This is a genomic window from Pigmentiphaga sp. NML030171, assembly GCF_002188635.1.
Classification (GTDB): domain Bacteria; phylum Pseudomonadota; class Gammaproteobacteria; order Burkholderiales; family Burkholderiaceae_B; genus Pigmentiphaga; species Pigmentiphaga daeguensis.
Genome location: NZ_NINX01000029.1, coordinates 13,533 through 27,383, shown reverse-complemented (window position 1 = coordinate 27,383; position 13,851 = coordinate 13,533). Strand labels below are relative to the sequence as shown.

At 67.8% G+C, this 13,851-nt stretch carries 13 protein-coding genes; 6 read left to right on the top strand and 7 right to left on the bottom strand.

Annotated elements, in window-relative coordinates:
* Position 1 precedes the first annotated feature (1 nt).
* The 5 genes from CDO46_RS09325 to CDO46_RS09305 form a co-directional block, all read right to left on the bottom strand.
* The gene (locus CDO46_RS09325; RefSeq protein WP_087838275.1) at positions 2-1,117 is read right to left on the bottom strand and encodes a helix-turn-helix transcriptional regulator; all 1,116 of its coding nucleotides are present in this window, start codon (positions 1,115-1,117) and stop codon (positions 2-4) included.
* A gap of 3 nt (positions 1,118-1,120) precedes the next feature.
* Positions 1,121-2,326: a magnesium transporter CorA family protein gene (locus CDO46_RS09320; protein WP_087838274.1), complete on the bottom strand. Its 1,206-nt coding sequence runs from the start codon at positions 2,324-2,326 to the stop codon at positions 1,121-1,123.
* A gap of 4 nt (positions 2,327-2,330) precedes the next feature.
* On the bottom strand, positions 2,331-3,341 hold the full coding sequence (gene hemB, locus CDO46_RS09315; protein WP_087838273.1) for a porphobilinogen synthase: 1,011 nt from the start codon (positions 3,339-3,341) through the stop codon (positions 2,331-2,333).
* 81 nt (positions 3,342-3,422) lie between these two features.
* Entirely contained in the window at positions 3,423-4,046 is a 624-nt protein-coding gene (yihA, locus tag CDO46_RS09310; RefSeq protein WP_087838272.1) for a ribosome biogenesis GTP-binding protein YihA/YsxC, read from the bottom strand.
* 72 nt (positions 4,047-4,118) lie between these two features.
* Positions 4,119-4,643 carry a gamma carbonic anhydrase family protein gene (locus CDO46_RS09305; protein WP_087838271.1) on the bottom strand — a complete coding sequence of 175 codons (525 nt, stop codon included), beginning with the start codon at positions 4,641-4,643 and terminating at the stop codon, positions 4,119-4,121.
* A gap of 322 nt (positions 4,644-4,965) precedes the next feature.
* Between CDO46_RS09305 and CDO46_RS09300 the strand changes: the two genes are divergently transcribed.
* The 6 genes from CDO46_RS09300 (at position 4,966) to CDO46_RS09275 (ending at position 11,476) form a co-directional block, all read left to right on the top strand.
* Positions 4,966-5,646: a cytochrome c gene (locus CDO46_RS09300; protein WP_087838270.1), complete on the top strand. Its 681-nt coding sequence runs from the start codon at positions 4,966-4,968 to the stop codon at positions 5,644-5,646.
* A 138-nt stretch (positions 5,647-5,784) separates the two neighbouring features.
* On the top strand, positions 5,785-7,917 hold the full coding sequence (locus CDO46_RS09295) for a cytochrome c biogenesis protein ResB (RefSeq protein ID WP_176400708.1): 2,133 nt from the start codon (positions 5,785-5,787) through the stop codon (positions 7,915-7,917).
* A 58-nt stretch (positions 7,918-7,975) separates the two neighbouring features.
* Positions 7,976-9,250 (top strand): c-type cytochrome biogenesis protein CcsB, encoded by a 1,275-nt coding sequence (gene ccsB, locus CDO46_RS09290; RefSeq protein WP_243724395.1) that lies wholly within the window; start codon positions 7,976-7,978, stop codon positions 9,248-9,250.
* A gap of 178 nt (positions 9,251-9,428) precedes the next feature.
* Entirely contained in the window at positions 9,429-10,394 is a 966-nt protein-coding gene (msrP, locus tag CDO46_RS09285; protein ID WP_087838268.1) for a protein-methionine-sulfoxide reductase catalytic subunit MsrP, read from the top strand.
* A 1-nt stretch (position 10,395) separates the two neighbouring features.
* The gene (locus CDO46_RS09280; RefSeq protein WP_087838267.1) at positions 10,396-11,055 is read left to right on the top strand and encodes a sulfite oxidase heme-binding subunit YedZ; all 660 of its coding nucleotides are present in this window, start codon (positions 10,396-10,398) and stop codon (positions 11,053-11,055) included.
* 73 nt (positions 11,056-11,128) lie between these two features.
* On the top strand, positions 11,129-11,476 hold the full coding sequence (locus tag CDO46_RS09275; protein WP_087838485.1) for a hypothetical protein: 348 nt from the start codon (positions 11,129-11,131) through the stop codon (positions 11,474-11,476).
* Positions 11,477-11,479: 3 nt separating this feature from the next.
* Here the strand turns inward: CDO46_RS09275 and CDO46_RS09270 are convergent, their stop codons facing one another.
* Both CDO46_RS09270 and CDO46_RS09265 read right to left on the bottom strand, forming a co-directional pair.
* Positions 11,480-12,724: an MFS transporter gene (locus CDO46_RS09270; RefSeq protein ID WP_087838266.1), complete on the bottom strand. Its 1,245-nt coding sequence runs from the start codon at positions 12,722-12,724 to the stop codon at positions 11,480-11,482.
* A gap of 124 nt (positions 12,725-12,848) precedes the next feature.
* On the bottom strand, positions 12,849-13,766 hold the full coding sequence (locus CDO46_RS09265) for a LysR family transcriptional regulator (RefSeq protein ID WP_165963031.1): 918 nt from the start codon (positions 13,764-13,766) through the stop codon (positions 12,849-12,851).
* Positions 13,767-13,851: the final 85 nt, after the last annotated feature.

Sequence of the window (13,851 nt, the reverse complement as noted above, 5' to 3'; positions counted from 1 at the left end):
CTCAGGCCAGCGTCCGGATCAACTGCACCAGCTCGACCTGCCGCCGACAGCCGGTCTTCCTGAAAAGATTTTTCAGGTGGCTGCGCACGGTTTCCGGCGAGACGGCGTGCGCGGCGGCGAATTCCTTGAGAGTCTGGCCGGTGGCCAGGGCGTGGGCCAGGCGTGCCTCCGCGGGCGTGATGTCCAGGGCCTGGATGATGAGCCGGGCGTCCAGCGGCAGGCTGTCGGCAGGCACGGAGAAAATCAGCATGGCCAGCGGCGTATCGCGCAGCCCGGCCAGCAGGTGCGTGGCATCCAGCGGCAGGACCGTGATCCAGGCCGGTGCCGGGGACCCGCCGGCCGGAAAGAGGTCGGCTTTCCTGCCGGCCGAGCAGGCCTGCTTCAGCGCCGCCTGCAGTCGCCGCTGAGTGGGGGCGTCCCGCATGGCCAGCATGCCGCCTTTCGCGCTCGCCCAGGGCGAAACGCGCAGGTACCTTTCGGCGCGCGCATTGGCGTATTCGACCTGGCCACGGATGTCGACGATTGCCACGCCACGCGGCAATCCGTCCAGCGCGGCCCGGCCCAGCAGGGCTTCGCGCTGCAATTGCCTCATGCGCGCCCGCAGTTCCGCCGCGCGAACCATGTCGGGCATGACCAGTTCCAGCAGGGCGCGCTCGCGTTCGCCATAGGGGCGGTGGTCCACCGGACGCATGATGCCCAGGTAGTCGCGCGTCTGGCCGTCGTCGCGTTGCAGGACGCACAGGGTATGGCGCAGGTCCACGCTGCGCAGGAAATCGGCGTAGACCGCGGAACGCGACATCTGCCGGCGATCCAGGTGTTCGTGGTCGAGAATGAAGCTGCCTTCCCGCAGGTGCGCGAAGAGTGTCAGCCGTTCGTCGTCCCGCACGTAGTGCTCGGCGTATTCGGCGAACTTGTGCAGCGGCGCGGCATCGCAGATCACGCTGTCCGGCACGCTGCCGTCACGCAGGTTCACGGTCACCTGGTGGAAGGCCTGGCCGCCCACTTCAGCGGCCAGCAGGCCCAGTCCCGCCTGCCATTGCTCCGGCGCCGCGATGCCTTCGTAAAGGCGCGCGGCGATCAAGCGCGAACGGTCCGGGAGCGAGGCGCGTGTCGCCATGGGTCAAAGCCTGTCCGCCGTGTCCGCGTCTTCCCTGCCGGCCCTCAGCCCGGCCTTGCGCGCCAGGGCCTCCGCCACCCGGTAGGGCCGCATTTCCAGGAAGCGGCGGGCCGAGAACCAGCTCCACAGCAGCAGCGCCAGCAGCACCATGCCGGCCATGATCCACCAGAACGAGCCCCGCTCGTGCACGAAGGGCACGTGGTCCACGTTCATCCCGAAGATGCCGGTGATGAGTGTGAGCGGCATGAAGATGACCGTGACGACGGTCAGGATGCGCATGATCTCGTTGGTGCGGTGGGCCGTGGCGGAGAAGTGCAGTTGCACCGCGGTTTCCACCGACGACTCCATGCGCCGCGCGTGGCCGAGCACGCGGTTCACGTGTTCCATGACGTCATTGATGCGTACCAGCAGTGCATCGCGCCGCTGGTCGAAGGCGCCGGAGCCCCAGGCATCCTCGCTGCGGTCCATGGCCGCGTCGCGCAGCTCGGACAGCGCGTCGTACTGTTCCTCGCAGATGTTCTCCAGCCGCCGCAGCACGATGCGGGCATCGAGCAGCGCCAGCCAGTTGCGGAAACGGCCGTTGGGGTTGAGCAGTTCGCGCTGCCAGCGATCGAGCTGCAGGGTCAGGGGCTGGCGCAGCGCGAGATACTTGTCGACCATGCCGTTCAGCAGCCGCAGCATCAGTTCGGCGGGGCCGGACGGAACGCGGCCCAGCGGGCCGATGCTGCTGGGCGTGCGGTCGCGCCGCCCTTCGGGCGGGGCCTCGCCGCGCTGCTCGGCCAGGCGGCGCTTCATTTCCTGGCAGGTGGCGCTGTAGCCGTGGCGCACGGTGATCAGCGCCTGCCCGAGCACGAAGAACGACACCGGCTGCGTGCGCAGGCTCGCCAGCAGCGGGATCCCCATCTTGCCGTTGGCCGCGGGGCGCGGCTCGGCCTCCGGCGCGTCGGTCACGATGCGGCGGAACACCACCATCTCGTAGGTGGTGGTGTTGTCGAAGTACGAAGGGTGGACCGGGTTGGCGGCGTCCTGCAGGTGCAGGTCGTGCAATTGCACGCCGGTCAGTCGCGCGATCTCGTCGCGCCAGGCGTCGGGGTCGGCCGCCAGGTCTTCGGCGCCCGCGTCTATCCACAGGTAGCCCTTGCTGGCGGCCAATTGCGCCGCGTTGTGTGGACGGGGCCCTCCGTGTTCCGAGATCCAGAGGACGTCCATGGCTTCAGCCTTTCAGCTTGCGGGCCGCGTCGAGGGCGAAATAGGTCAGGATGCCGTCGGCCCCGGCGCGCTTGAACGCCAGCAGCGCTTCCATGACGACCTTGTCCTCGTCCAGCCAGCCATTGGCGCTGGCCGCCTTGAGCATCGCGTACTCGCCGCTGACCTGATAGGCGAAAGTGGGGACGCGGAAGGTGTCCTTGACCCGCCTCAGCACGTCCAGGTAGGGCATGCCGGGCTTGACCATGACCATGTCCGCGCCCTCGCGCAGGTCCAGCGCGACTTCGCGCAGGGCCTCGTCGATGTTGCCCGGATCCATCTGGTAGGCCGCCTTGTTCGACTTGCCCAGGTTCGAGGCCGAGCCGACGGCATCGCGGAAGGGGCCGTAGAACGCGCTGGCGTACTTGGCCGAGTAGGCCATGATGCGGGTATGGATGTGGCCGTTGCCTTCCAGGGCCTGGCGGATGGCGCCGATGCGCCCGTCCATCATGTCGCTGGGCGCGACGATGTCCACGCCGGCCTCGGCCTGCGCCAGGGCCTGCCTGACCAGTATCTCGACCGTGGGTTCGTTCAGCACGTAGCCGGATTCGTCGATCAGGCCGTCCTGCCCGTGGCTGGTGTAGGGGTCGAGCGCGACGTCGGTCAGGATGCCCAGCTCGGGCAGGCGTTTCTTGAGCTCCGCCACCACGCGCGGGATCAGGCCGTCGGGGCGCGTCGCGGCGATGCCGTCAGGCGTCTTCAGCTCCGGCGCGATCACGGGGAACAGCGCAAGGACCGGGATGCCGAGCTCGACGCATTCCTCGGCCACCGGCAGCAGGGTGTCCAGGCTGTAGCGCTCGACGCCGGGCAGCGACGGCACCGGCTGGCGCAGCCCCTTGCCCTCGGCCACGAATACGGGATAGATCAGGTCGTCGGCCGACAGCCGGCTCTCGCGCACCAGGCGGCGGGTGAAGTCGTCGCGCCTCAGGCGGCGGGGGCGACCGGCGGGAAAGTCGGCGAATACTTCGTGTTGGCTCATTGCGGTTGTCGTCCTGTCAATGCTGCGCGGCGGGGGACGGGCCCCATGCCATCGCAAGATACCATCGCTCCGTCGCGGGCGTCATGCCGCGACCTGCGGCATCAGCCAGCCCTCGATATGGGCCGTCGCTTCGTCCAGGCCGATGCGATGGGTCGAGGAAAACGGCACGGTGTGCAGCGCGCCGATGGCGGCCAGTTCCTTCTTCACCGCGAACTGGGCCTTGATGCGCTGGCCGTAGGGAAACTTGTCGGCCTTGGTCAGCAAGGCCAGTACCGGCTTGCCGGACGGGGCGATCCAGTCGATCAGGTTGCGGTCCAGGTCGGTCACGCCGCGGCGGATGTCCACCAGCAGCACGACGCCGGCCAGCGAGGTCCGGTTGCGCAGGTAGCCGCCCAGCACCTGGGCCCACTGCGAGCGGTCTTCCCGGGCCACCGAGGCATAGCCGTAGCCGGGCAGGTCGACCAGGAACCCCAGGTCGCGCTCGGGTTCGAGCGGATCGGGCAGGCCGAACATGTTGATCAGCCGGGTGCGGCCCGGCGTCTTGCTGGAGAAGGCCAGGCGCCTTTGCTGGGTCAGCACGTTGATCGCCGACGACTTGCCGGCGTTGGAGCGGCCGACGAAGCAGACTTCCGGCGCCCCGGGCGGGGGCAACTGGTCGAGCCGGGCGGCGGACGTCGTGAAATGGGCGCGATGGAGAATGGACACTGGGCGTCGCCGGCCGGCGAAGTTAAGCAATAACCCGCTATTGTACGACCGGCCCCGCGGCGCGGCCGCCCGTCAGCCGACCCGCTTCAATTCCTTCTTGAACAACTGCTGCCGCTTCACGTAGCTTTCCACGCCGGCCCGGATGCGGGCGATGTCCTCGTCGGTCAGCTGGCGCACGACCTTGGCGGGTGCCCCCAGGATCAGCGATCGGTCGGGGAACTCCTTGCCCTCGGTCACGATGGCGCCCGCGCCCACCAGGCAGTTCTTGCCGATGACCGCGCGGTTCAGCACCACGGCCTGGATGCCGATCAGCGAACCGTCGCCGATGGTACAGCCGTGCAGCATGGCCTGGTGCCCGACGGTCACGTAGTCGCCGATGGTGAGCTTGAGCCCGGGGTCGGTGTGCAGCACCGCGCCTTCCTGGACGTTGCTGGAGTCGCCCAGGATGATGTCGTCGTTGTCCGCCCGGATCACCGCGCCCGGCCAGACGCTGGCGTTCTCGCCCAGCCTGGCCTTGCCGATGACGGTGGCCTGCTCGGCCACGTACGCCGAGTCCGGAATGTGGGGCGCGTCGGCGCCGAGCTGGTAGACAGCCATGGTGGTCCTTCCCGAATAGTTTTCTATGGGCTACGTTGTAGTTGCTATAATAAGCGGTTACTTAACATAGGAAAGCGCGGTCGGGCTTGCCTATGCGCTCCCCGCGCAAGCGGGGGCGGACCGGGTTTGCAGTAGAACAAAACTCGCAGTAGAAGAACGATCACCTCCGGCGCGAGCCGGGTCGAATCGATAACGGGGTAGGTGGGCCCCGCGGAGACACCTGCAGGAGAATCCTTGCCGCAAGCCGGCGGGAGCAGCAGGAGCAGGGCATCCGTGAGTCGCGTATCCGTAGCCTGATTGTGGAATTTAGGTCGAGGTTTTCATGAAGCGTGTGCTGTCCCTGATGCTTGTCGCGAGCGGTGCAATCCTGGGTGCGGCGGTGGCCCTGCCTTCCGTGGCCGCCGATGCCCAGCCCCGTCCCAAGGTCGATGCGGCCAAGGGCGAGCAGTTGTTCACCAACGGCGACGCGGCCCGCAACATCATTTCCTGTGCCAGCTGCCATGGTCCCGGCGGCAACAGCGCCGGCGCCGCCAACCCCAAGCTGGCCGGCCAGCATCCCGACTACATCTACAAGCAGCTCGTCAACTTCAAGGTCAAGGAAGGCGCCAAGACGCCCGAGCGCGTCAATGCCGTCATGAACGCCAACGTCGCCGGCCTGACCGACGAGGACATGCGCAACATCTCGGCCTACCTGGGTGCCCAGACCCTCAAGCCCGCCGTGGCCAAGAGCAAGGACACCGTCGAGCTGGGCCAGCGCATCTTCCGCGCCGGCATCGCCAGCAAGGGCGTCCCGGCCTGCGCCTCCTGCCACAGCCCCAACGGCGCCGGCATCCCCTCGCAATATCCGCGCGTGGGTGGCCAGTTCGGCGAATATACCGAGGCCCAGCTGGTGGCCTTCCGCAGCGGCGCGCGGCACAATAACGTGCCCATGGCGCAGATCGCCAACAAGATGACCGACGCCGAAATCAAGGCCGTGGCCGACTACATCGCCGGCCTGCGCTGATCCGCGCCAGGAACCACTGCTGTCGATCGCGGTCATTGAAGGGGCGGATCTTCCGCCCCTTTTGCATTCTTGGCAGGATGCATACCTGGCAGGATTCCAGCGGCAACCGACCTGTCCGAACCGAGGTCCGCAGCACCCATCATGACCATCGCTACTTCCTCCGCTTCCCGCCCAGCCTCGCGCGGCCTTGGCGCCGACCTGCTCGAACTGCTGGCCTCGATGCGGTTCGCCGTCAGCCTGCTGGTCTTCATCTGCCTGGCCAGCATCGTCGGGACGGTGCTGGTGCAGAACCAGCCGTCGAACAACTATGTCAACCAGTTCGGCCAGTTCTGGTTCGAGGTGTTCGACACCTTCTCGCTCTATCACGTCTACAACGCGTGGTGGTTCCTGCTCATCATGGGATTCCTGGTGGTCTCCACCAGCCTGTGCATCATCCGCACCGCGCCCAAGATGGTCCGCGACATGCGCTCGTTCCGCGAGCATGTGCGCGAGAACAGCCTGCGGTCCTTCCACCATCGCGCCGAGTTCGCGTCGCCCGAGGCGCCGTCGCGGGTGGCCGGCTCGCTGGCCGAATTGCTCAAGCGCCAAGGTTATGCCGTGCGCACCCGGGCCGAAGGCCCGGCCACGCTGCTGGCGGCCAAGCGGGGCAGCGGCAATCGGCTGGGTTACATCTTCGCGCACACGGCCATCGTCATCGTCTGCATAGGCGGCCTGCTCGACAGCGAACTGCCGATACGGCTGCAGATCTGGCTGGCCGGCAAGAAGCCCCTGTTCGAGAACATGGCCATCGCCGACGTGCCCGCTTCCGGGCGCCTGGGCCTGGGCAATCCCAGCTTCCGCAGCAGCGTGCTGGTGCCCGAGGGCGGCAAGGCGCGCAACGGCATCGTCATGGTGGACGACGGTGCGCTGGTGCAGCCCCTGCCGTTCACGCTGGAGCTGAAGAAGTTCATCGTCGAATACTATTCCACCGGCATGCCGCGCCTGTTCGCGAGCGAGGTCGAAGTCACCGACAACGAGACCGGCGAACACTTCCCCGCCACCATCAAGGTCAATGAACCGCTGCGCTACAAGGGCGTGACGGTCTACCAGTCCAGCTTCGACGACGGCGGCAGTTCCCTGGAACTGACGGGCTACGCCTTGCGCGGCGACCAGCCCTATACCTTCCCGGTGTCGGGCAAGGTCGGCGGCACGGCGCAACTGGTGGCCGACGGCGCTCCGGCCAGCGACGCGCTGAAGGACCTGACCGTCGAGTTCAGCGGCTTCCGTCCCATCAACGTCGAGAACTTCGCCAATGGCCGCGTGGGCGCGGCCGAACCCAAGGCGCTGCGCGAGCACGTGGCCGCGGTGTCCGGCAGCGCCGCCCGCGTGGGCCAGAACGAGGACTTCCGCAACGTCGGTCCCAGCGTGCAGTACAAGCTGCGCGACGCCAGCGGCCAGGCGCACGAGTTCCACAACTACATGCTGCCGGTCGACGTCGACGGCGTGAAGGTCTTCCTGTCCGGGGTGCGCACCAATCCCGACGAGGATTTCCGCTACGTGCGCATGCCGGCCGACGCCGACAATTCCCTGAAGGAATTCATGGGGCTGCGCGCCATCCTGCAGGATCCGCAGGCCCGTGCGCTGGCCGCGCGCAGGTTCGCCCACGCCAACCGGCTCGCCTCGGGCGGCGCCGCCGACGGCGAACTGACCGCGCAGTTGCAGGCATCGGCCGAGCGGGCCCTGGATACTTTCGCCGACGGTGGCCTGCAATCCATCGCCCGTTTCCTGGAAACCAATGTGTCGTCGGGCGAGCAGCAGCGCGCGGCCGACGTCGTGGTCAAGCTGCTGGGCGGGGCGATGGCCGAGCTGCGCGCGGTCGAGCGTGAGCGCGCCGGGCTGCCCGCGCTGCCCACCAGCGGCCCCGAGGCGGCCGCGGCGGTGGCGTGGACGCAGGCGGCGGTGGGCGCGATGTCGGACCTGTTCCTGTATCCGGCGCCGGTCATCCTCGGCCTGAAGGATTTCCATCACGTCCAGGCCAGCGTGTTCCAATTGAGCCGGACCCCCGGTAAAAATGCGGTATACCTGGGTTGCGTGCTATTGATCCTGGGCGTGTTCTCGATGTTCTACATCCGCGAGCGCCGCGTCTGGCTGTGGGTCAAGCCCGGACAGGACGGGCAGGGCGCGCAGACCTTGATGGCCATGACTTCCCAGCGGCGCACGCTGGATTTCAACCAGGAATTCGAACGGCTCAAGGCGGATATCGCCGCCTTGTCGCCGCAGCAGAAAGGGTAGCTAAATGGAACTGACCTCATCCGCCCGCCCGGGCGCCGGCCGGGCTCCCCGGCGGGGCATGGATGGCCCGCGCCGGGTAGACTGGACCGACATCGCCTTCGCCGTGCTGCTGGCGGCTGGCGCCGCCTTCGCGTTCCAGCGGGTCGGCGGGATCATGAACTACTACGACAAGGCCATCCTGGGTGGCGCGGTCGTGGTGCTGGCCTGGCTGGCGTGGCTGTGGCGGCCGTTGCGTGCGCTGATGATCGCGGTGGCCATCAGCGGCGGCCTGGCCGTCACGCTCTACCAAGGCGACCTCGCGCGGGCCGACCAGGCCTTCCTCCTCAAGTACCTGCTGTCCTCGCAGTCCGCCATCCTGTGGATGTGCGCGCTGTTCATCATCGCCACCGCGTGTTACTGGATAGGCCTGGTCGCCCGCAGCGGCACCGCGGCCTGGCTGGGGACGGCGCTGACCTGGAGCGCGGTGTTCGCCGGCCTGACCGGCCTCCTGGTGCGCTGGCATGAAAGCTACCTGCTCAGCCCGGACATCGGCTACATCCCCGTCAGCAACCTGTACGAGGTCTTCATCCTCTTTTCGCTCATCACCGCGCTGTTCTACCTGTACTACGAGCGCAAGTACGACACGCGCAGCCTGGGTGGCTTCGTGCTGCTGGTCATCGCCTCTGCGGTCGCCTTCCTGATCTGGTACACCTTCGACCGCGGCGCGCAGCAGATCCAGCCGCTGGTGCCGGCCCTGCAAAGCTGGTGGATGAAATTGCACGTGCCCGCCAACTTCATCGGCTACGGCACGTTCTCGCTGGCGGCCATGGTCGCCTTCGCCTACCTCGTCAAGGCGCACGGCAAGACCTCCTCGTGGGTGAAGCTGGCGCCGCTGTTCGTCCTGGGCGTGCTGCTGGCGGTCGAACCCATGATCTTCCGCCAGAGCGGCATGCCGGCCTACTGGATGACCTACGCCGGCGTGGCCGCGCTGATCGTCGGCGGCATCCTGCTGGGCCGTCGCCAGCTTGCCGAGCGCCTGCCCGCGCTCGAGGTGCTGGACGACATCATGTACAAGGCCATCGCCGTGGGCTTCGCGTTCTTCACCGTGGCCACGGTGCTGGGCGCGCTGTGGGCGGCCGACGCCTGGGGCGCCTACTGGCAGTGGGACCCGAAGGAAACCTGGGCGCTGATCGTCTGGCTCAACTACGCGGCCTGGCTGCACATGCGGCTGATCAAGGGCCTGCGCGGCAACGCCGCCGCCTACTGGGCCCTGGTGGGCCTGCTGGTGACGGGTTTCGCGTTCCTGGGCGTGAACATGTTCCTGTCCGGCCTGCACTCCTATGGAGAGCTCTGACATTGGCTCACGGTTGCTACCGCTGGCAGCCAGCGATAGCAACGGAACCACACCCCAAGATAGCGGTCCTAGACCCAGGATGCGGTGGATCCGGCTTTGCCGGTCCACCCGCGTCGCTCCCTTGAGGGGGCCCGCGTAAGCGGGTACGGGGTGGGCTTTATACGGACTGGAGACCGTCATGCTGATACGCAGGCCTTCCGATATTTTGCCTTCCGAGATCACGCCCGAGGCGGTCTATCGGGACCGGCGGCGGTTGATGCTGCAGGCGGGGCTGGCCGCGTCGGCGATGGGGCTGGCGGGGTGGAGCGGCCGCCAGGCGTTCGCGCAGACGACGGGCGTGAAGCTGGCGGCGCAGCGTAATGGCGCCTTCGTGGTGATGGACAAGCCGACCTCGCAGAAGGACGTCACCACCTACAACAATTTCTACGAGTTCGGCACCGACAAGGGAGATCCCTCGGACCACGCGGGGCGTTTCCGCACGTCGCCCTGGACGGTCGCGATCGAGGGCGAGGTCAAGAAACCGCAGGTATTGTCCCTGGACGACCTGCGCAAGCTGGCGCCGCTGGAAGAGCGGATCTACCGGCTGCGCTGCGTCGAGGGCTGGTCCATGGTGATCCCCTGGACCGGGTATTCCCTTGCCGCGCTCATCCGCCGGGTCGAGCCCACCGGCAACGCCCGTTTCGTCGAATTCGTCACCGCCGTGCAGCCCGATACCATGCCCGGCCTGCGGACGCGCGTGCTCGACTGGCCCTATGTCGAAGGGCTGCGCATGGACGAGGCCATGCAGCCGCTGACCCTGCTCACCTTCGGCGTCTACGGTGAAACCCTGCCCAACCAGAACGGCGCGCCCGTGCGCGTGGTGGTGCCGTGGAAATACGGTTTCAAGTCGGGCAAGTCGCTGGTGAAGATACGTTTCGTGGAAAAGCAGCCCGCCACCAGCTGGGTCAAGGCCGCGCCGCAGGAATACGGCTTCTACGCGAACGTCAACCCCAACGTGCCCCATCCGCGCTGGAGCCAGGCGTCCGAGCGGCGCATCGGCGAGGACGGCCTGTTTTCGCCCAAGCGCAAGACGCTGATGTTCAACGGCTACGGCGACCAGGTCGCCAGCCTTTACGCCGGCATGGACCTGGCGCGCGATTACTGAGATGGCGGATGCGCCCGTCGCATCGCATCGGACCGCCGCCCGGGCCGCGCCGCCCGAGCCGCGCGTGTTCGGACTGGCGGTGGGGCGCTTCAAGGTCCTGCTGTTCATCGTCGCGCTGCTGCCGCTGGCGCGTTGGATCTGGCTGGGGGCGACGGATGCGCTGACGGCCAATCCCGTGGAGTTCCTGACCCGTTCCTCGGGCACCTGGACCCTGGTGGCGCTGCTGGTCACGCTGGCGGTCAGTCCCCTGCGCGTCCTGCTCCGCCAGCCGGCCTTGCTGCGGGTGCGCCGCATGTGCGGGCTGTTCGCTTTCTTCTACGCCTGCCTGCATTTCACCACCTACATCTGGTGGGACCAGTGGTTCGATCTCATGTCCATCGCACGCGACGTGGCCAGGCGTCCGTTCATCACGATGGGCTTCGCCGGTTTCGCGGGGCTATGCCTGCTCGCGGCCACGTCCACGCGCGGCTGGATGCGGCGCCTGGGCTCGCGCTGGCAGTCGCTGCACCGGCTGGTCTACCTGATCGGCGTGCTCGTGCTGTTGCACTATTGGTGGCAGAAGGCCGGCAAGAATGATTTTTCGGCGGTGTTTCTCTACACTGTGGTCTTCGCGGGGTTGATGGGATGGCGCCTGGTGCGCCGGCGTGCCGCCAGGCCGTGACCGCAGCAGGCGGCGCGGCCGCCCGACCATGCGCTTCCCGATGCCCGCTACCGACAACAACAAGAGGTGCATCATGAACGACGTCACGGTCGACTCCGCCAAGCTTCAATCCGCCAAGAACCTCACCACCGTCGTCTATGCGCTGTATGCGCTGGCCATCCTGATCGGGCTGAGCAGCATCGTCGCGATCATCATCAACTACGTCAAGAAAGGCGACATGGCCGGCACCTGGCTGGACAGCCACTTCCGCTGGCAGATCCGCACGTTCTGGTTCTCCGTGCTGTGGGCCATCGTGGGGGCGCTGACGGTGTGGGCCTTCATCGGCTGGGTCGTGTGGTTCGTGGCCTTCATCTGGTACATCTACCGCATCGTGAAGGGCTGGCTGAACCTGAACGACAACAAGCCGATGTACCCCGCCTGATCCTCAGGCCGGATGCGGCGGCGCCCGCGTCGGCGACGGCGGGAAGGCGAAGGCCATCGCGACCGCGCCCATGCCGACCGCGGCCGAGCCCAGGTACAGCCAGGCATAGCCGTTGAAGTGGTCGAAGATCCAGCCTCCGGCCAGCGGTCCGAAGGCCATGCCCAGGCTGGAGGCCATGACCGCGGCGCCCAGCACGCTGCCCATGATGCGCGGCCCGAAGTAGTCCCGCGCCAGCGCCGCGTACAGCGGCATCACGCCGCCATAGGCGGCTCCCAGCAGTATGGACAGGCCATAGAATTCGCCGATCGCGCGGGCCTGCGAATAGACGGCTATCACCAGCGCCTGCAGCAGCAGGCCCGCGATCAGCACCCGCTTGGTGCCGAGCCGGTCGGCCAGGGTTCCCAGCAGCAACCGTCCTCCCAGCCCGGCCAGTCCTTCGACGCTGTAGATGGTGACGGCGGCCATGGGCGCGATGCCGCAGAACGTGGCGAAGCTGACCACGTGGAAGATCGGGCCGGAATGGGCCGCGCAGCACAGGAAGAAGGTCAGCGCCAGCGCGGCGAAGGGCGCCGATCTCAGGGCCTGGCGGACCGACAGGCCGGGATCCTCCGCCTCGGGCCGGGCTTGGCCGGCCATTCCGGCAGGTGGCTGCCGGACGAACAGGGCCGCCGGGATCAGGAGCAGCAGGGCGGCGATGCCTGTCGTCGTCATCGCCGTGCGCCAGCCATGCTCCAGGATGAGCCAGCTGGCCAGCGGCGACACGGTCATGGGCGCAACGCCCATGCCCGCGGAGACCAGGGAGACGGCCAGGGCGCGATGGCGCTCGAACCAGAGGGTCGTCACCGCCATCAGCGGGGCGAAGAACGCGCCGCCCGCCACACCCACCAGCACGCCATAGCCGAGCTGGAAGGCCAGCAGCGAAGTGGCGCGGCTGGCCAGCAGCAGCCCCAGGCCCAGCAACAGCGAGGCGGCCAGGATCACGGGGCGCGTGCCGTAACGGTCGCTCAGCGCGCCCCAGCCGAACGCCGCGGCGCCCATCACCAGGAAGTCCAGCGTCATGGCCGCCGAGATGCCTGCGCGCGACCAGCCGGTATCGGTGGAGATGGGCTGCAGGTAGACCGCCAGCGAGAACATGGCACCCGCGGCCACGCAGGTGATCAGCGCGCCCGCGGCGACGACGACCCAGCCGTAGCCGCCGTCGGGCCTGCCGGGGGCTGCCGTCGGGGCATCCGTTTCGTGTGTGTTCATGGACGAGGGAAAGCCGGGTAGCGGCGGGGAGCCGGGACGGCGCCCCTTTTCGCGAACATAGCAATTGGCCGGGGTGCTGTCGAGCCGACCCGCGGCGCGGCGCCTCCGGCTCCCGCCCGCGCGGTCAGGGGGCCCGGCCGAACAGTTCGTGGATCACCGTCCGCATCCAGACCCGCCCGGGTTCGCGCGCGTAGCGCTCGTGCCAGAACTGGGATACGTCGTAGGCGGGCAGGCGCAGCGGCGGGTCATACATCCTGACGCCCCATGCGGCCTCGAACGTCGCGGCCAGGGTGCGGGGAATGGTGGCGATGTAGTCGGTCTGGGCGACGATGCGGCCGATCGAGAGAAAGTGGCCCACGCGCAGCGCGACGGAAGCGCCCACGCCGGGCGAGGCGAGAATGCCCTCCAGCACGTGCGCATGACCCGTCATTGAACCTTCCGATATCACGTGGCCGAGCTGACGGAAGTTCTCCATGGTCATCCGGCCGAATATGGCGGGGTGGTCGTTGCGGGCGATGCAGGCGTAGCGCGCCGAGAAGAGCCGGCCGATCTGCAGTCCCTCCGGATCCAGGCGCAAGTGGCCGACGGCCAGGTCCACGTTGCCGTCCGCCATGGCCTCGCGCAGTGCCTTGCCCTGCAACTGGCTCGTGCGCAGGTGCACGCCGGGCGCCAGCTCCGCCACCCGCCGGGCCAGTCCGGGCAGAAAGACCTGCTCGCTGACGTCCGACATCGCCAGCGTGAATACGCGCCGTTCGGTGGCGGGCACGAAGGCCGGCGTCTGCAGCGTCCCCCTCACGATGTCCAGGGCCTGGTGCAGGGATGTGTTCAGGTCGTCGGCCAGGGGCGTGGGCAGCAGGCCGTGCGGCTGCCGCACGAACAGCGGATCGCCATAGGCATCGCGCAGGCGGGCGAGGGCGCGGCTCATCGCGGGCTGGCTCAGCCCGAGTTCCCTGCCGGCGGTGGTCAGGTTGCGGCTGCCGTATACCGCCAGGAAGAGCTCGAGCAGGTTCAGGTCCACCTGGTGGGAAAGACGCTTGGCCATGGCTTGGATATACCTATGGTGCATGTCAGACATCAGTTCATTTCATTTTACGGATTTCACTCCGATTCCTAACATGGGCCAACCG